The organism is Lysinibacillus sp. NPDC086135 (genome assembly GCF_044746345.1).
In the GTDB taxonomy this organism is placed as follows: Bacteria; Bacillota; Bacilli; order Bacillales_A; family Planococcaceae; genus Lysinibacillus.
Genome location: NZ_JBIVCA010000022.1, coordinates 21695 through 45511 on the forward strand (window position 1 = coordinate 21695; position 23817 = coordinate 45511).

Consider the following 23817-nt stretch of genomic DNA (forward strand, 5'->3'; position numbering starts at 1 on the left):
AGACCTAGATCAATCCCAACGCCATAACTTCGTGCCGAGGCATAATCGATAAGTGATACTTTCAGACCAATCAGAAAGTATTGGGGAAGCTGATTTCCGCTGCAGGCTACTTGTGGGCAAGCGAGAGCCGTTTTCTCCGCTACAACCAACTAAAATGAGTGTCACATCATATCAACAAAAAATCTTTTTATCGATTAATTATAAAGCAATATTTTCATAAAAATATGACCGAGTGAAAAGGGGTTGTTGGTATGGCGGGATTTTGAAAGGGGGGAGGCGAGTGTCCTATTTCCTTTCTAGAGTAGAATGCACATTTTAATACATATTTTTGCAAATAGTAATTCGTTTTTAAGTTTTTTTTAAGAGGCGTGACGTATGATGAAGGAATAAAATCTCAATGGGAGAAATGATCTATTGTGGGTAAATTCAAGTTAAAGTTATCGTTTGTTATTGTTAGTATGACGGTAATGATAGTACTGGCGACTTCTAGTGTTAGTATTTGGAGTGGTTATCAAAATTTTAACGACATCCTTATGCAAAATAAAATTGTCATGCAGGAAAATTACGTGAAGGAAGTTTCAATAATCACGGAGAGCTACGTACAAGAGAAACTGAGGGAACCAAATCGAGATCAATCAATCGAACCTTATATGGTGCAAGTGGTTGACAAGTTACTTGATGAAAGAGTAGTTTCTTTTAGCGCATTCATAAAAAGTATACTCATGCCTTTACTATTATGGTTAGTCGCAGTACTTGTATTAGTTGTATGGCTTGCTTTCAAAATTGCACGACCTTTAAAACAGCTTTTTATTAGTGTAGAGAGAGAAGAAGTACAGAAACTTGAAGAAATTAATGGCTGGTATTACGAAGCACATTCATTAAAAAAAGTAGTGCAAAACATGGTTATTAGTTCGGGAAACAGAATATTTGATTTAACTAACCAACTGAACTTAGACGCATTAACAGGAATTCCCAACCGTAGAAGAATGGATCAAATTTTAAATGAGTTAATTATCAATAAAGTGCCACACTCAATAGTTTTAATAGATTTAGATGACTTTAAAAGTATAAATGATACTTATGGTCATACTGTAGGGGATGAAGTTTTAAAAGCTTTCGCAGGTCATATGCAGGAGAACATAGAGAGACAAGGGATGTGCTTTCGATATGGTGGGGAAGAGTTTTTGGTGATATTGCCATCCACGACAATAGACGTAGCTTTAGAAGTAGCGGAGAATTTGCGCATTAAGCAGGCCATGTTAGATACTGCATGTGGAAGACCTGTTACAATGTCTGCCGGCATTACATCATTTACAGCTAATATTAAAACGGCTAATCAGATCATTACAATTGCTGATCAGGCACTATATAAGGCGAAGCAGTCAGGGAGGAACTGTATCTGTGTCGTTGAAGAATTATCTGAAAAAATTATCAAATAAATCTTTCACAATTAGCAATAGAGGAACGAAGGCTAAAACCATCATGTCCTGTGACCAACTTTGTGTTGGCCTGAGGCCCTAGAGCGAGCAACGCGAGTGAAGCGGCTCATCGGACGCCCCCAGGAAGATTTGCTCTGTGAAAGCGAAACGACAGCACAAATGTTTAGCGTCAGCTACAAATGTTTTTTCTGTGCGAAAGCGAAGCGGCAGCTACAAAGCGCCTAGCCGGAAAGGGAATCAACCCCATGCTATGGTAGTAAGACGGTCGATCTTCATTACTGGTGAAATGAATACATAGATAAGAGGCATCGAGAGTAATCTTCTCGATGCCTTTTATAGATTAAAATTTTCGACAGATATAGTGTTAAATAGCTCAGTTGTTTCTTGCTTTGGTAAAATATTGAGATCCGCTAACAAAGTACTCTTAAAAGTATTGTAAACCTTTACTGCACTTGCTCGATTATCCACTTCTAAATAATGCTTTATTAGCTGTTGTATGGTTTTATCGGAATATGGATTATGTTCTATCGTTAAAAGTAAAATTTGCTCTCGTTTTTTAACATCATGTATTGCTGTATAATGCTCTACTAAATCATGCAGTAAAAGAGTAAATTTGTTGTTCATAAAATTTGCTTTACTAGTAATCCAGGGATAATCTAATGAGGCCATATATTCACCTTGGTAGCTTTGTATTAGTGACTCAGCCATCTCTACATCAAGCTTTCCAGTCTCTGCTTTAGCATTTAAAATATGCTCTAAGTCATGGACATCACATTGAAACGCCTTTAGTTGCAAAATATAGCAGCCATTTGTATACTGTATGACTTCTGAATAGCCCAATGCTGAAAGAGTAGTGCGTAGATAGGAAACAGTTGTATGTAACTGTACCCTTGCCTTTTTAAATTCTGTATTTGCCCATAAAGCATCGATGATTGAATCGCGAGGTACTTGGCTATTTAGGTTAGAAAAAAGAAAGGCAAATAATTCTTTTGTTTTAAGCGTTCTCCAATGGACGGCTTTGTTATTGTGTAAAACAACGAATCCTCCAAAGCATTGTATTGTAAGCGCAGGTTTATTTCGTATTTGTATAGGAGTTGATTTATTTTCTAGGTGAAGGAGCTCTTGGATTCTGTTAATAGTTGTTTCTAGACGAGCCTTTGAAATAGGTTTTAGTAAATAGTCAATGGAGTGAATTTCAAATGCTTGGACAGCATAGTCCCGATACGCAGTGACAAATACAATAAAAATATTCTTGTTCCATTCTTTTAATAGACGTGCAATCTCTAAACCGTTCATGTCAGGCATTTCAACATCTAAAAATGCTACTTGAAAATCCAAGCTCGGTCCCTCTGCCAGCAAATCTTTTGTAGTTGTAAAAGATTTAATGACCTCTATTGAATTAAATTCCTTTAACTTTTTCTCCAAGTTTATAAGAGCTAATGGCTCATCATCCATTACTATCACTCTAATCAAAAAAGGGCACCAACTTTCGAATATTAATTTTAACTTCTTTCAGCAAATGTTTTCTGCAGCGAAAGCTACAATTATGACAAGGAATAATTGATAAGTAGTGAAGTAGGTTAAATTGAAATATCAATGACTGACCCCTTATGTGGATGTATAGCTACTTGCTGCTGTGGTAGATCTTTTAATAATTCGGTAGCAGTTGCAGTATTTAGATTGAGTGCATTTTGCAATATTAACTTCCATCCGACATCCCTACTCTACCATATTGTAGGATAAGAACACTAATTATCCAATGCGTAAAAATTGCCAATAGTGTTGCGATTTTTTTCGTAAAATTGTTCAATTTACCAAAAATATAATCAATATTGTATATTTTTCCTCCCTTATAGTAATAATTCGTAATATCAGGTCCATTAGTCCTGAGTTATTAATTGCATTCTCTAGCATTGTTTGCATAAAAGAGCCTAACTCTAGTGTGCTAGCAGCAGATTGCAAAATATTAAAATATGGAGGTTTTAAAATATGAAAAAACAAGCTTTAGCTTTAGCTGTAACATTGATCTTGGGATTAGGTGTATGTGCTAGTCCATCATTTGCTAAGGACACAATTTCTTTTAGGCCATTCGATATGTTATGGGGAATCTCGAAAATTTACAATTTATCTTTAGGAGATTTTGAGCCACTGGATGAGACAGATTCGACATGGTTTTATCCAGAGCAAAATTTAAAAGTAGTAGAGCCGAAAATTGATAGTTCGTTGAAAGATCAGCATTTCGTTGAGGCCGGGGATACATTATTTTCAATTGCTCGTGTAAACGGAGTGTCAGTGCAAGAATTAAAGGAATGGAATAACCTTTCATCTGATTTAATTTATGTAGGTGAAACATTAGCTATCAAAGCATCAGCGGCAAAACCTAAAACTCCCGAAAGCAAAACTACAAAGGTAGCAACGACACCAAGTAAAAAGAAAGTAACGACATCAAGCACAAACACAGTGAGTGCTCCAACGAATACGGGCAAAACGTTAACAATGCGAGCAACTGCCTATACAGCGTATTGTGAAGGATGTTCGGGGGTGACAGCGAACGGAACAGATATCAGATCGAATCCGAACTTAAAGGTAATTGCTGTAGATCCGCGTGTAATTCCTCTTGGTACAAGAGTTTGGGTTGAAGGTTACGGAGAAGCAATCGCAGCAGATACTGGCGGAGCGATAAAAGGTAATAAAATTGATGTATTTATTCCTACCGAGGGACAAGCTCGTCAGTGGGGCGTCAAACACGTAACTGTAAAAATTTTAAATTAATGTAAGATAGAGGGTATCTCCGTAGGTTGGAGATATCCTTTTATTTGCATTGTTTTTAAGAATCAGCATGGATTAAAAGCCTAGTGTACAAAGTTTACTTTGTACCAATAATTCACAAAATTCTCAGCAAAATTGCATAAGTGGAAGGAATGTTGGCAACCATCTGAAATAGAGGAGGTATTTTTATGAAAAAAATGAGCTTAATAATTATTTCTTTATTAGTATTTGTCGGTGGTTGTAGCTTCTTTGAAAAGAAGGAGCAAAAAGTGGCAGTTAACGCAAGTTCAGGACCAACTGCAACTGCGAAAGTAATTGGTAAAAACAATGAAAGCTATGGCAATGCCTATTTTGAGGAAGAGGATAATGGGGTTAAGGTGACACTCGCGCTATCAGGATTGCCACCCGGAACTCACGGCATTCATATCCATGCAGTTGGGAAGTGTGAACCACCAACATTTGAATCAGCAGGTCCGCATTTTAATCCGACGCATAAAGAGCATGGGAAGCTTAATCCTAAGGGATACCATTTAGGGGATCTTCCAAATTTAGAAGTTGGAGAAGATGGTAAAGTAGATATGACCTTCTTAGCTGAAGGACAAACATTAGAAAAAAATGCGGCTAACTCATTGTTACGTGATGGAGGTACTACATTAATCATTCATGAATCTGAGGATGATTATAAAACAGATCCTTCTGGTAATTCTGGTGCTAGAATTGCTTGTGGCATTATTCAATAAGGAAAATGAACCGACTGTATCTGAAGTAAAGCACTTTAGATACAGTATTTTTGTTTTGGGGGTAAAAATCGACAATATTTTGATTCATTAAAAAAGAATGGTAAGCCGGAACGGAAATCAACCCCACATGATGATGATGAGTATTCCTCTTATAAAAGAAGAATTAAACGGTCATTTTGATCAGAAACATACATTTTTTATACATAGAGGAACTAGAAAAGTTTTCTCGGAAAAAGAATTTAATAGTTTAATGTAGATAAAAATAGTGCGAGGTAGTTATTGATGAACTCCGTGAATAATAGGTATTTAAGAAAAATAGTATAATTATAAAAGACTGAATTTACTATAAATAGATTGACATTATTATACTATGTTTGATAATTTTAAGTAGATTATTACTTTTAACCAAGGGGGAAGGTTACAGTGAAGAAAAAACAATTTAGGCTATTAATGCTATTAAGTGCCTTTGCGCTATTGATTTTGGCTGCGTGTGGGTCTGATAGCGGAACAGGTTCAAAGGACTCGAATAAGGGCGAATCGGCATCATCTGACAAGCCGAAATTTTTAAACTTATTAACAGGTGGAACACAAGGTACTTATTATGCACTAGGTGGAACGTTTGCTGATTTCATTTCTAAAGAAACAGGCATTAAAACAACTGCTGAAGTATCTCAAGCATCTGCTGCCAACATGACGGCTTTGCAAGATGGTAAAGGTGAAATTGCCTTTGTACAATCAGATATTGCTTACTACGCTACTGAAGGAAAATTTATGTTTGAAGGCAAAAAAATTGATTCAATTGCTGCTTTAGGTGCACTTTATCCAGAAACAGTACAATTAGTAACGACTGAAGCATCAGGCATTAAATCATACGCTGATTTAAAAGGGAAAAAGGTTTCTGTAGGTGCGCCAGGTTCTGGTACTTACGCAAATGCTGAACAATTACTTGAAATTCATGGTTTAACAATGGATGATATCAAAGCCCAAAATCTTGATTTCGGTGAGTCTACTGACGGTCTACAATCAGGCCAAATTGATGCAGCGTTTATTACTGCAGGTACGCCAACTGGTGCAGTAGAGGCATTAAATGCAACAACTAAAGTGAATATTATCGGTATGGATGCTGGTAAAGCAGATGAGTTAATTGCTAAATACCCATATTATGCAAAAGATACAGTAAAAGCTGGTACGTATGGGATTGCAAATGACACAGAAACAGTTTCGGTTCTTGCTATGCTAGCAGTGAAAAAAGATCTTCCGGAAGATGTTGTTTATTCGATGACGAAAGCTATTTATGATAATTCAGGTAAGATTTCCCATGCAAAAGGGGAGTTTATCAAAGCGAAGACAGGTTTAGATGGTATTAGTATTGATGTTCATCCAGGTGCTCAAAAATACTTTAATGAAAGGAAATAACGGAACATTTGGGTTTTGAATTTTATCAAACTATAGCTTATAGCAAGTGAAAAGTTATTTTCTTAATACGAAGAGGCTCGGATTGCGTAAAGCTTCGAGTCTCTTTTCTTCCGTTAAGTATAAGTCGTGAGTAATGGCGAATAGCTTTAACTTCTGTCAGCGGGTATTCAAACACCTGTACCTGTCGCTTCGCTTTTGGTACAAAAGACATTCGCTGAAATAAAGGAACTCAGTCTAAGAACGCCTCGTCCTGCGGCAATTTATCTGTGCGAAAGCGAAGCGACAGCAACAAGGTTTTTTTCTGTGCGAAAGCGAAGCGACAGCAACAAGGTTTTTTTCTGTGCGAAAGCGAAGCGACAGCAACAACGACTGAGTGACCAACATCATGCTGCTGACGCTGCGTTAGCACTACGCTTTCGCGCAAAAAACATTTGTTGGTCTAAACTCCGGCGGATGTCACTGAATTATGCCAGGGCATAATTGATGTGGGGGAACAGATGCAGTGCGAAAGAGAACAATCATAATTGTTTTAGCTTTTTTATGTATTTGCTTTAGTCTAGTCATTTTTCTTCCTCTTCAAAAGGTATTCGCATTTACGGAAACACGTATAAAAGATCCGATAGTGCATTATATACCACTGACAACTGAGGATACATTTGAAATTAGATATACTCACTCTATCCATAAAACGGATGTACTCGAACATTATAAATGCATAGAAGGAACACGTATTCAAATGTTAGGGATGGAGTATGAAAGTTTAGCAATCGGCATGCCAAGCTATGCAGAAAAAAATCAAACATTAACAGAACGCAATGGTAAATATTTTTTGCAGTTTGACAATGAAGTCATTGAAAATTTTACGATTTATATTGCCGATTTGGATTTAGACCTTGTATTAGATTACGAGAATTATGAATACGATTTAAAAAAAGACTTACAAAGGGGAAAATCCTATTTATTTGAGGTGAAGCGTTTATCGCTTTATGAACAATGGAAGGGAGTAAGGATGAAATGACGACACAGCATACATCAAACGACGAAGTAAAAAAAGAAGAATTCGAACAAATATCAGCTGAAGAGCAACAAGCGATACTTGAGAAATATGATATTGAATCCAATGTCCGAACGGTATCGGGCATTATGAAGCATGTCATTTTCTTTGGATTACTAGCGTTTTCATTGTTCCAGCTTTACACGGCAATTAAAGGCCAATTTCCAGCGCAAATTCAGCGCACGATACATTTAGGTTTTGGTTTGACCCTAATTTTCTTGCTATTCCCTGCTCGAAAAAAAGCAGCAAAGAATAAAATAGCATGGTTTGATTATATTTTAGCGGTATTATCCATTGTTGTAGGTTCGTATTGGACAATGAATTATACAGAGCTTGTTAATAGTAACGGTACTATTACGCAAACAGATTTTATTGTAGGTCTTATAGCTGTCGTGTTGGTGCTTGAAGCAGCCCGTCGTGCTGTAGGTATACCGATTACCATCATTGCTATATGTTTCTTAATATATGCCTATTTCGGACCATATTTCCCGGATTTTATGGCGCACAGAGGGCAAGATATTGAGAGTATTGTTAATCTCATGTATTTTACGACAGATGGAATTTTTGGAACACCAATTAGCGTTTCAGCCACATTTATTTTTGTGTTTTTGCTTTTTGGAGCATTCCTTGTCAAAACAGGTGTTGGCCAATACTTTAATGATTTAGCGGTATCTCTTGCGGGTAAATTAATTGGTGGTCCTGCAAAAGTGGCGGTTTTTTCTAGTGCACTTCAAGGTACGATTTCAGGAAGCTCTGTAGCGAACGTTGTAACATCTGGATCATATACGATTCCAATGATGAAAAAGCTTGGGTACCGTAAAGAGTTTGCAGGTGCGGTTGAGGCAGCGGCATCTACGGGTGGGCAGTTAATGCCTCCGATTATGGGTGCGGCAGCATTTTTAATGGTTGAATTTATCGGTCGCGGAATAACGTACTGGGATATTGCGAAGGCGGCAGCGATACCTGCATTGCTTTATTTTACAGGTATTTGGATTATGACTCACTTCGAAGCGAAACGTGTAGGTTTAAAAGGCTTACGTGATGATCAAATGCCAAATCGTCGAGAGGTATTTAAGAAAATTTACCTTCTATTACCGATAATCTCTATCATCGTTTTAATGTTAACAGGTACACCAGTCATGCATGCAGCGCTTTACGGTATTCTTATTTCTATTGGCGTTGCTATGTTTAATAAGGAAACACGTTTAAAGCCAATGGATATTATTGATGCATTAGTTGAAGGGGCTCGTACAGCACTTGGTGTTGTAGCGGCAACAGCTTGTGCGGGTATTATCGTAGGTGTTGTTGTAAAAACGGGTCTAGGCTTAAGTTTAGCTAATAGTTTAGTAGAATTAGCTGGTGGTAGTATTATTTTAACGCTAATTTTTGTGATGATTGCTTCCTTAATTCTTGGAATGGGAGCTCCGACAACAGCGAACTATGTAATCACATCAACAATTGCTGCTCCTGCGATCGTAGCATTATTATCACCGAATACACCACAGGAATTAGTACCAGTAGTTGTGTTATTATCGGCACACTTCTTTGTATTCTACTTTGGTATTATTGCCGATATAACCCCGCCTGTTGCACTTGCAGCTTTTGCGGCTTCGGGAATCTCTGGTGGAGATCCAATTAAAACAGGTGTAAACTCAGCGAAGCTTGCGATTGCAGCATTTATTATTCCGTATATGATTGTATTTTCACCGGCATTACTAATGATTGATACAACTATACCTGAAATTATATGGGTAGTAATCACGGCCATTACAGGAATGGTAGCGATAGGTGCGGGAGTAATCGGTTTCTGGTATCGCAAATTGCATTGGTTTGAACGTATTATTGCGATTGCAGCTGGTTTATTACTGATCTATCCAGAAAAATTCTCAGATTGGGCTGGTTTAGCAATCTTTATTGTTATGTTTGTTATTCAATATGTAACGCAACAAAAAGATAACGGTGATGGCGATCAAAAAAGTAAAACGAGCGCTATAGCTTAAGTAATAGGTAAAAAGGGCTTACTCAATTTCTAGGTTAGTAAATGCTTTGCATGTTTACGGGGTAATGGAAGCGTGCAAAGTATATAGAACACTTGTTTTATAAGTTTTACCATGAAGGGAGATGTATCGAAATGATACATCTCTTTTTCTGATTAACTCCGAATTTCAATCTAAAAAGTAGATGGGTTTTATTCTTTTTATGCATAAGGAGCATCGTTTATTGTTTTTTTACAAAGGTCATTGTATAATTCTTTTATCAGAAAATTCAATTAAATAAAAGGAGGGATGATTAAATGAAAAATTTGTTTGACTCAAAATTTGAAACATATCTAATGGATCAGGAACTGGAGCTTAATATGGAAGAGGAAAAAAATGAGGAGCAACTATCGATGGTGCATTATGATGAATATCCAGAAGGTTTTTTTACAAGTTTATAATAAATATTTGAAGGACTGTGCTAAAGGTAGAAATAACCTTTAACACGGTCCTTCGTTTTTTTTCGAAAATTGAAAGTGATTTTTATTAAAATGTATGCCATATAAAAGTTGACCTTCGTTCCGATTGGGCGATTCCTTGGAAATCGGCAATAGAGGAACGAAGGCTAAAGCCATCACGTCCTGTGATAATGCCTTCGACCAACATCGTGTTGGCCCGAGACGTGCAGCGAAGCGAAGTGGCTCACCGAACGCTCTCAGGAAAGCGCCCAGTTGGAACGGAAATCAACCCACACGTTATGGTCATTGGCCTCTTTTTTTTACGAAATAGTTTGCTGTATAATGGGAAACAAAAATGCGTATAGAGGTGTAGTTATGTCAAATGCTGTAATGTTAGAAGAGAAAATTTATCAATGGTTTGATCATTTTCATAAATACCCCGAAGTGAGTTGGAAGGAATTTGAAACTACTAAAAAAATAGCGTCGATTTTAGATGAGTTAAACGTATCCTATCGGTTGTTAGGGGATGTTCCAGGGCTAATTGCGGAAATTGGTACAGGTGATGGAATTGTTGCTGTACGTGCAGATATAGATGCTTTGTGGCAAGAAGTGGATGGGAAATGGCAAGCGAACCATTCGTGTGGGCATGATGCAAATATCACAATGGTGCTTGGTGCTTTATTACTGCTGAAAGGTCGACCATTGCAACATCGCGTTCGTTTTATTTTCCAGCCTGCTGAAGAACTTGGGAATGGAGCTTGTGCAGCCTTTGAACGCGGAGCAGTTGAAGGCGTATCGCATTTGTTTGGTGTTCATTTAAGACCAATTGAAGAGCTACCACTTGGCAAGGTGTCACCTGCTATCCATCATGGTGCGGCATATTTTTTAGAAGGAACAATACGAGGTACTGATGCCCATGGTGCTAGACCTCATCAAGGTAAAAATGCAATCGATGTTATTATGGCCGTACAACAAATGCTCAATAGCATACATTTATCACCTTTCGAGCCTCATTCGGCAAAGTTAACGAAGATTGTTGCAGATGGTGGTAGTACGAATATTATTCCAGGTACTGCGAGCTTCTCTATGGATATTCGCGCGCAACGTAATAACCAACTAGAATTGCTTCGTAGTCGTATTGAGTTTGGCTTAATATCAATCAAGCAGCAGTTTGAGATTGATATGGAGTGGGAATGGTTAGATTTCACACCTGGCGCAGAGGTTTCTTCAGTTGCTGCACGTATGGCTAAAGACGCAATTATTGAAACGCTTGGAAAAACGCATCTAGCTGGGGAAATAACAACGCCTGGAAGTGACGATTTCCATTTTTACACAGTTAAAAAACCTGAATTAAAAGCAACAATGATTGGGATTGGTGCCGACTTAACTCCAGGATTACATCATCCAAAAATGACTTTTGAACGAAATGCACTAATTGATGCTGCAAAGGTACTTGCTTGTGTGCTAGAAAAAAAACCTGAATATGAATAACGATAGCGAGAGGGAGCTATATCAAAAGTGCAAAATTCTTTTGATATATTTCCTTTTTCTTTTCTTTTTTTGTAGAAATGTATGAATATTTTGCATTGTCTCTAATGGCTATTTGAAAGCGTTTTTATGCGCTAAAATAGTCGAAATTGCTAGATAAGCATAAAATTTTTGCGTTGACTTTTAATTTTTTGAATATTACGCTAAAAAAGCGTAAAAATTATTTGCGTCTTTAACAACCAAGATTAACAATTAGTGCAAAAAAGGGGATGGATTCATGAAAAAAGAGATTAATGCGGGTTGGGCACTTCTGACTTTTGCAATAATGATTATAGCTATGCTAGTTACAGTAGTTGTGTTAAAGCAAAGTCCTCACGTACCACTTATTATTGGAACAACTGTAGCAGCCATTGTCGCTAAAATGCATGGATTTAAGTGGATAGAAATTGAGGAAATGATGTATAAGGGGATACGTCTAGCTTTACCAGCCATTGTTATTATTATTTTAGTAGGTTTGACAATTGGCGCATGGATTGGCGGCGGTGTTGTCGCAACAATGATTTATTTTGGCTTAAAATTAATTTCTCCAGCTTGGTTTTTAGTAACAATCATGCTGTTATGTGCAATTGTTTCACTGGCGATTGGTAGCTCATGGTCGACGATGGCGACAATTGGTGTTGCTGGTATGGGTATTGGTTTAAGTATGGGAATCCCTGCAGCAATGATTGCTGGAGCTGTTATTTCAGGCTCGTACTTTGGTGATAAGATGTCACCGTTGTCGGATACTACTAACCTCGCAGCAGGTTTAACAGGTACCGACTTATTTGATCATATTAAACACATGCTTTATACAACAATTCCAGCTCTAGTCATTGCGATTGTTGTATTTGGAATCATGGGAAGAAGTTTCGCAGATATCTCAATGAAATCCGAAAGCATTTTAACAACATTAAAAGTAATGGAGGAAAGCTTTGTTATTTCTCCTTGGTTATTGCTTGTACCAGTTGGTGTAATTGTATTGGTAGCGAAAAAAGTACCTGCAATTCCAGCTTTAATTATCGGAATAATCTCAGGATTCTTACTACAAATCTTCGTACAAGGCGGCACACCTACAATGGCCGTACATGCTTTACAAGAAGGGTTTGTGATTGCAACTGGCAATGACATGGTGGACAATCTATTTAACCGTGGTGGCTTAGATTCGATGATGAATACGGTTTCAATGACAATTGTGGCTATGACATTCGGTGGGGTGTTAGAATATTCCGGCATGTTAAAAGCTCTTATGAATGTCATTATGAAATTTGCTAAATCAACAGGAAGCTTAGTTGCTTCAACGATTGCTGCATGTATTACAACAAATGCTACATGTTCTGAGCAGTATATTTCAATTGTTGTTCCGTCACGTATGTTTGCGAATGTGTATAGAGAGCGTGGCTTGCATTCGAAAAACTTATCTCGTGCGTTAGAAGATGGGGGAACACTAACTTCTGTATTTTTCCCATGGAATACTTGTGGAGTCTTTATTTTAGCAACGTTAGGTGTAGGTGCCATGGAATATGCACCATATGCAATTATTAATTTACTTGTACCTATTATTTCTATTTTTTATGCCTATATCGGATTTGCGATTGTTAAGCTGACACCGGAAGAAATGGAAGCAGCAGAGAAGCGCAAAAAAGAGGAAGAACTAAATGATGCTGATATGGTCATGGCCGACTAATTCTCTTCGGATAGTTAACTAAAGTCTCGCGGATGCAAAGGCATCTGCGAGAGCTTTTTAGTTAATTTCTTTCAGCGGGACGTAATTATGCCTCGGCATCATTGCTCTTAATAGGTTGCAAAGTTCAATTCATATATTGTGCGTGGGCGACCTTGTTGGTGTGTCATTTCTTCACCAACAACTTTTGCATAACCGTTATCCACTAATTTTTTAATAATGCGCTCTGTTGTGCGACGTGTAACTTGTAAGTATTCAGAAAGATTATGGGATGTAAATTGCGCTGATTGTCGCTCTCGGCTAAAATGAATGATCTTGGATATATTTAATGGACTTAAGCTTGTTTGCTTTGCCATTTGTAAAACGTAAGGATCATCTGTTTTTAAAGAAAGTTTTACTTCCGATTTTGGAAATGGACCTAGCAAATTTTTATGTTCATCTAGTATATAAATTTCACAAGGTTTAGCAAATGTTAAAGCATTCTTAGCATTTTGGTTAGCTTCAAAAATTGAATGACCATAACCAAAAGCTAGTTTAAATGGCTCGGTTTGATGTAATAAGTTCTGTAAGGTCTCTTTTTCGAGTGCCTTTTGCAAATGCCCAGCTGTCGTATATAGCTCAAAAGAGTAAGGTGAAATTTCTTTATAAGTTGCATGTGTAGTAGCGGCGATGTGCGTTAACATATCATGTTCTATAGGTTTATTTTCAAGAGCTTCTAATAGTCCAACAACAGCTTTGACAGATTCGGATTTTATAAGAAGTGATTGGGATTTCGTTTCCTCTAAGCATTGTACAATGGAGTTAGTTGCATCTAACATGCGCATTGCAGGTATTTGAAGAGCTTGTAATTCATCGAACACACTATGGATACTTGTTATGACAAAATCAATGCTGTTAGCCTCCCATAAAGCTATATGATGCTGCAATATAGAGTGGGTGGGTTTCGTGATAGAAATAGGTTGGATATATGGTTTTGAACCATAATACTCTATTTCTGTTAGAACATTTTCTACAATAGCTGGATTCATAACATCAATGGAAATTCTATTCAAAGGTACTGCATGATTGGCTATAAGCGATAATAAAGTTGTAGAAATTGCCGTCTCATCTTGTTTTATATAATTCCAAGGTATTGGCAGTTCTGACAGAGCAGATTGGGCATGTAAATAGGGTAGCGTTCCTCCAAATAAGAGTGCATCACAGGGCTTCATTTCCTTTAACAAAACGGGTGCCTCTGTAGGTTGCTTGTAAAGATAAAAATCTATTTGAATATTTTCTATGTTTTGTGCGATACTGTTTATACGCTTCATAAATGCTTTAGAGCAGATAACCGCTATTTTAGTAGACATAGGCAACGTTCCTTTTCTATTCTATATTTTTTCAACAATTAGCGACGTATTAGCGACAATTATATTATACAGGAGAGTGATAAAAATGAAAATCCAACAAGTAGAGATTTTTGCAATTCATTTACCACTTATTGATCCATTTATCATCAGTTATGCTACATATGATACAATGCCTTCTATTATTTTGAAGGTGACGACAGACACAGGAATTGTGGGCTACGGTGAAGCTGTACCAGATGAGCACGTAACAGGGGAGACGTGGGAGAGCACATATGCTGTATTAAAGAACCAGCTTGCTCCTGCAATCATTGGAGAAAATCCAATGGCCTTTGAAAAGCTTCACGATAAATTGAATAAAGTTGTGAAGGATGTACCAGCAGCGAAAGCAGCGATTGACATTGCTTGTTTCGATATTGCAGGGAAAGCGTTACAAGTTCCGGTGTATCAACTACTAGGTGGGCGTTATCATGAGAAATTCCCGATTACACATGTACTGAGCATTGGAACACCTGAGGCAATGGCAGAAGAGGCGGTTAACCGTGTAGAGATGGGCTATCGATCATTTAAAATGAAGGTAGGAACAGAGGTAGCCCGTGATGTTGCTCGTATTAAAGCGGTGCGTGAACGTATTGGTGAAGACATCGCCATTCGAGTAGATGTAAACCAAGGATGGGGCAATGCGTCAACTACTTTACAAGGTTTACGTGCATTAAAGGATCTAAATATCGATTGGTTAGAGCAGCCAGTAGATAGTGAAGATATTGATGGTATGGTAGAAGTGAAGTTGAAAACAGATGTACCATTAATGATTGATGAAGGGCTTCACGGTGTACGTGAAATGCGTGAAATTATTGCAAAGCGTGCAGCAGATAAAGTCAATATTAAATTAATGAAGTGCGGTGGAATTTATCCTGCTATGAAACTAGCGGTGATGGCTGAAATGGCAGGCATTGAATGTCAAATCGGTTCAATGGTAGAATCATCGGTTGGTTCAGCAGCCGGTTTCCATGTAGCATTCTCTAAAAAAATAATGACAAGTGTAGAATTAACAGGTCCATTAAAATTTTCTAAGGATGTTGGAAACTTACACTATGATGTGCCATTTATTTGTTTAAATGAAAAACCAGGATTAGGTGTAGACGTAGATGAAGAAATCCTTAAAGAATTATGTAAGTTCTCAACAATTGTAACAGCCTAAGGAGGCGGCGGAATGGAAAAAATTTACGAAGGCATGCTTGGAGAAACGCCGTTTTTTGTGACAACATTAAATCTTTGGCATTTGCAAGAGATTGAAAACTTACAGCTTGTGGTTTATCAATCATTAGCGGACCAAAGTGTTTTACAACCATTAAGCACTGAGGAATTTGACTATATTTTAAGCGGCAATGGCATGATGATAGGTGCTTACGTAGGAGATGAGTTAATTGCCTTTCGTGCATTATTAAATCCACCTGTTGATGGCGAACACCTTGGCTATGATTGTGGGATTGCCGAGGATGAATTTCATAAAGTTTTATATCAAGAAATATCGAATGTCTCACCAACATATCGTGGCTATGGATTACAAAAAACATTAGCCCAAGTTGTCATGGGCCATATCGATTTAGAAAAATATGATTATGTATGCTCAACAGTAAAGCCATATAATATCCCTAGCTTGAAAGATAAATTTTTTCAAGGGCTAGTCGTAAAGGGATTAAAGATTAAGTATGTAGATAAGCTACGATACATTTTCTATAAAGACTTGCGTCAAGAGCTATCCACCTTTACAGAAAAGAAGACGATTTCAATGGATGATACAGTTGGTCAGCAACAGCTTTTGAAACAGGGTTATATAGGTACTTCTATGTATGAGGATCAAAATAATTGGTTCGTCGTTTATGAAAAATAAATACCAGCAAAAAAAGCCTTACCTTTTACTTATTGTAAGAGGTAAGGCTTTTTTGTTTAGGAGATTCTTATTTCATCGGGCAAAAGCCACAAGCCATTAAACCAGGTATATCTTTAGAAAAACAGCATGATTTCCGTACGGGAACGTTCACTAAATTAGTGGGGCTTTGACCTCCTGTATATTGTGCCCACCAAGATTTGTTGGAGAAGCGAGCCCATGTTTTAGGGTCCTCTAAAGCTTCAATATCCTCCATCGCTTGATCAGCTAGACTAGGATTAGAAAGCAATACATGATAGTGCCAAAGTAGATATCCAAAGAAATTCTCCCAAATAGTAAGAGGGGAAATAGATGTTACTTTACGGAGCTGTTGAACGATAACATGCCCATCATATAGAATCTTCTCAATAACGGTTTGACGTTCTTCCTCCTCGACATAGCGCCAATCGTTAGGGTTAACAAACATTGCGACTGTAAAACTGTCGAATTCTTTTGCTGCATCAAAGCGAAGCTCGATAGGTTTTCCATTCCATACCTCGTCATAGGCAGCAAGCATGTAAAGTTGCATAGCGAAAAACATACCGTAGCGGCGTGCAAAGTGTGAAATAGCGGCTGTTTCCGTTGCTGCCTCCGTAATTCCCATCATCAGGTTTAAAAAGTCAGGATGGTAAAAGTCCTTATGTATATCAGCTAATGTAAATATTGTCCGCTTTGGTTCTGTTGTATAAATGCTATAGGAATTCAATTGTCGAACTTGATCCATCGTTAATGCTGGCATTGTCATCACCTTTTCTTTCATTCTTCTGCTACTTCAATTATAAATTAATCATTTTTGCTTCACAAATGGTATGCAATATAGTAAAATGCATTAAACATATTCGGAAAGTTGGTTTTAAAATGTCACAGCCTCAATGCAATTCCAAGGCCTCTCGTTCGACTCAATCAATGGACGATTTTGTTAAGTGTCATTCTAACGTGGGTAACGGGGGTCGCTTGGATTTTAGCAATTCCTTTAGTAGCAAATTTACTTGGTGTTTTATGCAATTACAATCCTATTATTCGGGTAGGGAAGCTGTGTCTAAAAAATACGCTATCTACATATTTACCAGAGGATGCGCAGCAGCAAAAATTTAATTCAAGTATTGCTAGCTTTTGTTTAGCAGGAGGAATTTTAGGTTACTTGCTTAAATGGCAGGTGGTTGGCTATCTCTTTACGGGAATGGTTGCTATAGCTTCATCGATAGCAATTGCAGGCTTTTGTATAGGTTGTTTCTTTCATTTTCAGCTAAAGCAATGGCAATATCGTCGCTCGCTGAAGAAGGCATAAAAAAAACTTAAAAAATTTTCAGATTAATGTTGACTTTGTAATTGATAATGATTATCATTATCGTATAAAGATTATTCCTCCTCTACAATACAGTGTAGAGAGGATGAACTTTAGCTACTTTTCTCCAGAAGTTTGCTAGTTCATGAAAACGCTCCTAAAACCCCCCTCATTTTTTGGGAACGTAAAATCTCTAGACGACTCACTCCATTGTGATTGAGTCGTCTTTTTTTGATTGAAACTGCAATTGTTCCGATAAAATGAGAATATGTTGCGATAAATCTTCAAAGCGTTCCGATAAAAATGAAATCCTTATCACAACGTGTCGTTGATGTCCGTTCCGGCTGGGCGCTTTGTAGCTGCCGCTTCGCTTTCGCTACAGAAGACATTTGTTGCTGCCGCTTCGCTTTCGCACAGGGCAAAGCTTCCTAGGGGCGTCCGATGGGCCGCTTCACTCGCGTTGCTCGCTCCAGGGTCTCATCTGTGACGCTGATCCCTGAGAAGTCGCCCAGCCTCCAAGCAAATATGTAATCTTAAATGATTATACCAAAAATTACAATTTAATATATAATATACCTTAATGAGAAGGAGTGTTTATTTATGTTTTCTATTAGAAACTTCGAAGGTAATGAAAAAGAGTTTGAGTTCTTTCTAGATATGTTATATGAATCTATTCATATTCCTGAGAATAAACCATCAAAAGAAGTTTTACTAAACTCGCCTGGCATAAGAAAATATCATGAAGGTTGGGGGAGAAAGGGAGATAAAGTGTTGATTGCCTTTGACTCAGAAAATCAAACTGTTGGAGCAGTCTGGTACAGATTGTTTGGCGATAATAATAAAGGCTATGGTTATATTGATGGCAACACGCCTGAAATAGGAATGGCTGTTTCAAAAGAAGTAAGAGGAAGAAGGGTGGGGACTTTACTGATGCATAAAATAATTCAACAAGCAAAGGATGAAGGATACAATACCATTTCACTTAGTGTAGACCTCGAAAATGACACGGCCATTAATATATATCAAAAACTAGGTTTTAAAGATTATGAAGTAGTGGGGACATCTAAAACAATGATTTACAAATTATAGTGCTCTCTAGAATAAAAAATGTACAATACTAAAAGTAAATTAAGTAATGTACATTTTTCATATTACTGAGTAGGGCTGCTGCTATGAACAGCGCTTTTTTTTCCTAGTATCATCGTATAATAGCTATGTAGCAGCATGCCAACAATGATGACACCTAAGCCTGCGAGTGCAATTGGATTTGGGAATGCAATGCCGAGCAATAATACTTCACCAATTATGACAAAGAGTATTTCTGTGGATTGTGTTGCTTCGACTGCTGCAAGCTTGCCTTGGTGATCGCGAACACGGTCTGTTGCAATGAAAAATAATGTTGTGGCGATGACACCAGAGCTTATACCAACAAGCAACGATTGCATCACTTGGTTGATGGAAGGTAGCCCGACCGTTGCTAATGCATAGATAGCTAGAATAATCCATGCAGGCATCGAGGCGATGGTCATGCCGAGAACTCGTTGATATGTATCGATGCGTCCGCCACAGATTTCCATCATTTTGCGATTACCAAGAGGGTAGGCAAATGCAGCGATGACAACAGGTGAAATACCAAGCATTAAACTTTTAAACGGAACAGATTGTGCTTGTGGTAGTTGGATAAGTAAAATGCCAACTAAAATGACACATGAAATAAGTAATGAAATAAGCGGTATTTTTTGACGTACTGTTTTCTCAGCTACTATTGAAACAAATAGGGGAGCTAGTAATACGCCAGCGACAATTGTCAATTGCCATGTTCCAGAAACGAGCCAACCTGGACCGAATGCTGCTGCAAATGTCAATGGTGCATAGAACAATACGAATCCAATAAAGCTCCAAAGTAGCCAAGCGACAGGCTGTGCTTTCATTTCACCTGATAGTTTGGAAAAACCTTTTCGATAGAAGACGATCACAAGTAAAAACGGAAGCATGAAGAAATAACGCAAAGATGCACTCCAAAGCCAGCTACCACCTTGCATTTCCATTGCATGATTTAATATAAATGTAACAGCAAAAAAAAGTGAGGCTAAAATGCCTAATGCAATTTCTTTCATTAAAATCACCTCAAAACCCTTTGTATAATTTGAAAATTCAGTTATTGATTTTTTTAAAATTATGAAGAAGGGGTAGACCCTTCTTCATAATTATTTTCCTTGTTGTTCATAGAGCTGTACGATTTCGATAATCACTTGTGTAGCTTTCTCCATCGTTTCTCCAGATACATATTCGAATTTACCGTGCATATTTTCGCCACCCGCAAAAATGTTTGGTGTTGGTAAGCCCATGTAAGAAAGCTGTGAACCATCAGTACCGCCACGGATTGGTAATGTAATTGGCGTAATATCTAACTTTTCCATCGCTGCGCGTGCAATGTCAACGATTTCTTTTACAGGCTCAATTTTTTCGCCCATATTATAGTATTGATCTTCCATTGTAATGCTTAAAGCATCCTCGCCATATTGGGCTCTAATTTTCGCCACAGCATCAAGCATTAATTGTTTTTTGGCTTCGAACTTTTGACGGTCATGATCACGGACGATATATGAGAGCTCAGTATGCTCGATCGCACCGTTAAAGCCCATTAAGTGAATAAAGCCTTCATAACCATCCGTTTTTTCCGGTACTTCATCAGTAGGCATTTCATTTTGGAAAGCGATCGCCATTGTGATCGCATTGACCATTTTATTTTTCGCAGAACCAGGGTGTACACTCGTACCTTTTGTCACAACCTTTACGCCTGCAGCATTAAAGCTTTCGTATTGTAGCTCGCCAAGTGGTCCGCCATCCATAGTATAAGCATAGTCGGCTCCAAATGCAGCCACATCGAATTTATGAGGACCGCGGCCAATTTCTTCGTCAGGTGTAAACGCTACACGCAATTTACCATGTTTAATGGAAGGATTATTTACTAGGTATTCCATAGCCGTCATAATTTCTGCGATACCAGCTTTATCGTCAGCACCTAATAATGTAGTACCATCCGTTGTAATTAACGTTTGACCTACATAATTTTTAAGCTCAGGGAAATCAGTTGGCGACATCGCTAGATTTTCATTGAGCTGGATCGCTCCACCATCATAGTTGTCAATGCGCTGTGGTTTAACGTTTGTGCCAGTAAAATCTGTAGTAGTGTCCACATGTGCTAAAAAGCCAATAGTAGGCACTTTTTTATCTGTATTTGCTTCGAGTGTTGCAAATAAATAACCATTTGCATCTAGTGTAATGTCAGTTAAGCCTATTGCAGCAAGTTCATCTTTTAGTACATGCAATAAGTCAAATTGTTTTTGTGTTGAAGGAGTTGTTTCGCTTGTGAAATCAGATTGTGTATCAATTTTTGCATAACGAATTAAACGCTCGATTACTTGTTCTTTCATAAGTATGGCCTCCTAATGTGTATGTTTAATTTCTTTCAGCGGGCGCGCAAACATCCACTGAAATAGAGGAACTCAGTCTAAGACCGCCACGACCTGTGGCAATTTAACTGTGCGAAAGCGAAGGGACAGCAACACCACCAACACCACCAACACACGACTGATTGACCAACATCGTGTTGGCCTAAAGCCTCCGGACATAATTATGCCGAGTCATAATTGATATTATTGTAACACTTTACTTCGGATTTCGGAATATTGAGAAATGCTTAAGGCAATTAGAATTTGGGCACTGTAATATGTCAACATAATAATCTCATGTGAACATGGTAAAGGCATAACAAATTTATTAATAGCTAAATAGGAATCTGATGAAATAAAGAGCAGAGCGCCAATCGTTGCAAATGTAGAACCAGTTCGAATGGCAGTCCAACCCATCGTTAATATGACGAAAATATAGGCAATTACAGCGATACCAAGCACGACTTCTCCTGACGAAAATACTGTACCTGCAATCCACACAGCCATACTTGCTCCGTAAACGAGTAAGACAATCTTCGCCCAAGCCGGTACTTGTCGTTCATTAGTAGGAGAAAAGGCCAGGATATAAAAAATATGCCCGATTAAGAAGCTTGTTAGCCCAATTAGAAACCACTGTAGCGTATAATCGCCGACCATACAAAACACAAGTCCGATGACAATCAGTAGTTGATACTTTTTAATGCCTAAATTTTTTGATGCAGCAGCTAAGATAATGATTAAAAGCATTGGAATAACTTTAAAGATAAGTATCAAGCTTTCTGCAATATGGGACAGGAAGAAAACATAATAAAGACCGAACAAAATAATAAATGCTATTAAAATTTTTTTAGACAAATTTCTCATCTCCTTTTCTTTGAAATTCTTTATCTATGTAACAATTTCCTTTATTCTTTTGTGAAAGAGGGTACCCATTCATCTTATGTATGAAACTTTTTTGGTATGTAGTCGTAAATAAGTGGACAGTAAGGTTAGAGAGGGTGAACAAAATGACTAAGCTATTAATAGCTTCGGCAGTCATTGGGCTAATCGCGAGTGTTTTATTAACACCGCTTATAACAAAAAAACGAGAAGATGGCGGATCTAAAAAGGTCATTGGATACTTCTTTATCGGTGTATTTGTACTAGGGTTTTTAGCTACTGGTATAACAGTATATGTGACAAAAATGGATGTAAACTGGCTTGCTTTTTGGCCCGCTATTATTTTATTAACATTAGGCGGCGCGCTTCTTGCAGGTGGTATAGAAAGAAAAATAAAGGGTGTTTTATTTTTAGCTAGTTTAGGTGTTGCAGTGTATGTATTATCAGCTCCTTTATGGAATGCTAATGAAAAATTCAAATCAGCTGAAATGAAGGAAGAGGTTGAAATAAAACCATTCGATGAAACACAAACACCAGCTAGTGTTCCCCCTAAATTTGCGCGTAATAAGATGAAAAAAGCGTTCGGACAAGTACCGAATACGAGTTATTATGAGCTAGGGCGCTTACAAATTCAAAAAGTGAATGGTGAGTATGTTTATATTGCACCAGTTGAGTTCTCTGGGTTATTTAAATGGATGAACGGCGGTTCGACTCCTGGTTACTTTATGATGAGTGCAACGGATTCAGCAGATAATCCAAAATTTGTTAAGCAGGAAATGAAGTATGTTCCGTCTGCTTATTTAAATTCAAATTTAGAACGTCATATACGTTTACAACATCCATTCCTTGTTTTTTGCGGAGATGTACAACTTGAAATAGATGATGATGGTAAACCATACTACATTCGTTCATATGGTGAATTTATTTCTGCACGTAATGGTTTCGATGTAAAAGGGATTGTGCTTGTAGATGCGCTAACAGGAAAATCAGAAGTTATTAAGCTGGAGGATGTCCCAGAATTTATTGATGGAGCGGTTTCTCCAGAAACGGTAAGCTTACAAAATAGTTATTTCGGTAATTATGTACATGGATTTTGGAACAGTAAGTTTGGTAAGAAAGATGTAAAACTGCCTTCTGATGAGGGAACAGAGGAAAATGTTAGCCCAATTTTTAACGAGAAAGGCGAAATGTATTATTTCACAGACTTTACGAGCCCTAAAGAGGGTGTCGATTCAATGCTTGGCTATTCCTTAACAAATGCAAGAACAGGTCAAGCAACCTATTATACTGGAAATCAAGACGCTTCTTATATGGATTCACAAGGTAACTTGCAAATTATCGAGAAGAAATTTATAGAGAAAAAATGGTCTGGAGAAATGCCTGTGTTGTATAACTTTTACGGTGAAGCAAGCTGGCTAACAGCGGTACTTGATTCAAATGGTTTCTTACAAAATTATTTCATCGTATCTGCGGCAAATCCTGAAATTTCCGTATATGCAACGACTCCTAAAGAGGCATTAAAATTATATAAAACAGCCTTAAGTCGTGGTGGAACTACAGTCGAAGGAAGCTCACATGCGGAAGAGAAAAATGCAAGTGGAAAGGTGCTTCGTGTTTACAAGGAACGTCTCGGTGACTATACAGTTGTATCGTTTTTACTAAAGAACGGTGAAAACTATTTAGTAAGCTCGGAAACAGAACCGCTTGCAATTTATTTGCAAGAAGGTGATGATGTCATTCTCACATACGGTGATACAGGAGAGCAGTTCTTACCAGTTCGATCATTGATTATTAAAGGATTACAATAGAAGTAAATCAATTTGAATGAAGAAAAAAGACGATCTAGTAGTACTATGCTACGA

Annotated in this window: 20 protein-coding genes; 14 read left to right on the top strand and 6 right to left on the bottom strand. The window is 37.7% G+C overall.

Annotation, left to right across the window (positions count from 1 at the left end):
* The first annotated feature begins 416 nt into the window (after positions 1–416).
* Entirely contained in the window at positions 417–1439 is a 1023-nt protein-coding gene (locus tag ACIPKN_RS22470; protein ID WP_400940366.1) for a GGDEF domain-containing protein, read from the top strand.
* Between the two features lie 333 nt (positions 1440–1772).
* Here ACIPKN_RS22470 and ACIPKN_RS22475 read toward each other — a convergent pair whose 3' ends face one another.
* Positions 1773–2903, bottom strand: coding sequence for a response regulator (locus ACIPKN_RS22475; protein WP_400940472.1), 1131 nt, complete (start codon positions 2901–2903; stop codon positions 1773–1775).
* A gap of 525 nt (positions 2904–3428) precedes the next feature.
* On the opposite strand from ACIPKN_RS22475, the gene ACIPKN_RS22480 reads away from it, so the two are divergent.
* From ACIPKN_RS22480 to nhaC, 8 genes are all read left to right on the top strand, one after another.
* Positions 3429–4211, top strand: a complete 783-nt coding sequence (locus ACIPKN_RS22480; protein WP_400940368.1) for a 3D domain-containing protein — start codon at positions 3429–3431, stop codon at positions 4209–4211.
* A 185-nt stretch (positions 4212–4396) separates the two neighbouring features.
* Entirely contained in the window at positions 4397–4948 is a 552-nt protein-coding gene (locus ACIPKN_RS22485) for a superoxide dismutase family protein (RefSeq protein ID WP_132363714.1), read from the top strand.
* Positions 4949–5371: 423 nt separating this feature from the next.
* Complete coding sequence (locus tag ACIPKN_RS22490) at positions 5372–6364, top strand: TAXI family TRAP transporter solute-binding subunit (protein ID WP_400940372.1); 993 nt, start codon at positions 5372–5374, stop codon at positions 6362–6364.
* A gap of 502 nt (positions 6365–6866) precedes the next feature.
* Entirely contained in the window at positions 6867–7382 is a 516-nt protein-coding gene (locus ACIPKN_RS22495) for a DUF1850 domain-containing protein (RefSeq protein WP_400940375.1), read from the top strand.
* Positions 7379–9418, top strand: coding sequence for a TRAP transporter permease (locus tag ACIPKN_RS22500; RefSeq protein ID WP_400940377.1), 2040 nt, complete (start codon positions 7379–7381; stop codon positions 9416–9418). The genes ACIPKN_RS22495 and ACIPKN_RS22500 overlap by 4 nt, the downstream gene beginning before the upstream one ends.
* Before the next feature lie 293 nt (positions 9419–9711).
* Positions 9712–9855: a hypothetical protein gene (locus ACIPKN_RS22505; RefSeq protein WP_400940379.1), complete on the top strand. Its 144-nt coding sequence runs from the start codon at positions 9712–9714 to the stop codon at positions 9853–9855.
* A gap of 372 nt (positions 9856–10227) precedes the next feature.
* On the top strand, positions 10228–11343 hold the full coding sequence (locus ACIPKN_RS22510; protein WP_400940381.1) for an amidohydrolase: 1116 nt from the start codon (positions 10228–10230) through the stop codon (positions 11341–11343).
* Between the two features lie 274 nt (positions 11344–11617).
* Positions 11618–13063, top strand: a complete 1446-nt coding sequence (gene nhaC / locus ACIPKN_RS22515) for a Na+/H+ antiporter NhaC (RefSeq protein ID WP_400940383.1) — start codon at positions 11618–11620, stop codon at positions 13061–13063.
* A gap of 107 nt (positions 13064–13170) precedes the next feature.
* On the opposite strand, the gene ACIPKN_RS22520 is transcribed toward nhaC, so the two are convergent.
* Positions 13171–14409: a hypothetical protein gene (locus tag ACIPKN_RS22520; RefSeq protein WP_400940386.1), complete on the bottom strand. Its 1239-nt coding sequence runs from the start codon at positions 14407–14409 to the stop codon at positions 13171–13173.
* Positions 14410–14494: 85 nt separating this feature from the next.
* Here ACIPKN_RS22520 and ACIPKN_RS22525 point away from each other — a divergent pair, with 85 nt between their 5' ends.
* Both ACIPKN_RS22525 and ACIPKN_RS22530 read left to right on the top strand, forming a co-directional pair.
* Positions 14495–15607, top strand: coding sequence for a mandelate racemase/muconate lactonizing enzyme family protein (locus ACIPKN_RS22525; protein WP_400940388.1), 1113 nt, complete (start codon positions 14495–14497; stop codon positions 15605–15607).
* Positions 15608–15619: 12 nt separating this feature from the next.
* On the top strand, positions 15620–16300 hold the full coding sequence (locus tag ACIPKN_RS22530; protein WP_400940390.1) for a GNAT family N-acetyltransferase: 681 nt from the start codon (positions 15620–15622) through the stop codon (positions 16298–16300).
* A 67-nt stretch (positions 16301–16367) separates the two neighbouring features.
* Here the strand turns inward: ACIPKN_RS22530 and ACIPKN_RS22535 are convergent, their stop codons facing one another.
* Positions 16368–17075 (bottom strand): Fe-S oxidoreductase, encoded by a 708-nt coding sequence (locus ACIPKN_RS22535; RefSeq protein WP_400940475.1) that lies wholly within the window; start codon positions 17073–17075, stop codon positions 16368–16370.
* A gap of 138 nt (positions 17076–17213) precedes the next feature.
* On the opposite strand from ACIPKN_RS22535, the gene ACIPKN_RS22540 reads away from it, so the two are divergent.
* Both ACIPKN_RS22540 and ACIPKN_RS22545 read left to right on the top strand, forming a co-directional pair.
* Positions 17214–17624: a DUF4395 domain-containing protein gene (locus ACIPKN_RS22540; RefSeq protein WP_400940477.1), complete on the top strand. Its 411-nt coding sequence runs from the start codon at positions 17214–17216 to the stop codon at positions 17622–17624.
* A 597-nt stretch (positions 17625–18221) separates the two neighbouring features.
* Complete coding sequence (locus ACIPKN_RS22545; RefSeq protein ID WP_400940392.1) at positions 18222–18710, top strand: GNAT family N-acetyltransferase; 489 nt, start codon at positions 18222–18224, stop codon at positions 18708–18710.
* Positions 18711–18772: 62 nt separating this feature from the next.
* Here ACIPKN_RS22545 and ACIPKN_RS22550 read toward each other — a convergent pair whose 3' ends face one another.
* The 3 genes from ACIPKN_RS22550 to ACIPKN_RS22560 form a co-directional block, all read right to left on the bottom strand.
* Positions 18773–19738, bottom strand: coding sequence for a DMT family transporter (locus ACIPKN_RS22550; protein ID WP_400940394.1), 966 nt, complete (start codon positions 19736–19738; stop codon positions 18773–18775).
* Between the two features lie 90 nt (positions 19739–19828).
* Positions 19829–21058 carry a peptidase T gene (pepT, locus tag ACIPKN_RS22555; RefSeq protein WP_400940397.1) on the bottom strand — a complete coding sequence of 410 codons (1230 nt, stop codon included), beginning with the start codon at positions 21056–21058 and terminating at the stop codon, positions 19829–19831.
* Between the two features lie 222 nt (positions 21059–21280).
* Positions 21281–21931, bottom strand: coding sequence for a lysoplasmalogenase (locus tag ACIPKN_RS22560; protein WP_400940400.1), 651 nt, complete (start codon positions 21929–21931; stop codon positions 21281–21283).
* A gap of 152 nt (positions 21932–22083) precedes the next feature.
* Here ACIPKN_RS22560 and ACIPKN_RS22565 point away from each other — a divergent pair, with 152 nt between their 5' ends.
* The gene (locus ACIPKN_RS22565) at positions 22084–23763 is read left to right on the top strand and encodes a hypothetical protein (protein ID WP_400940402.1); all 1680 of its coding nucleotides are present in this window, start codon (positions 22084–22086) and stop codon (positions 23761–23763) included.
* Positions 23764–23817 lie beyond the last annotated feature (54 nt).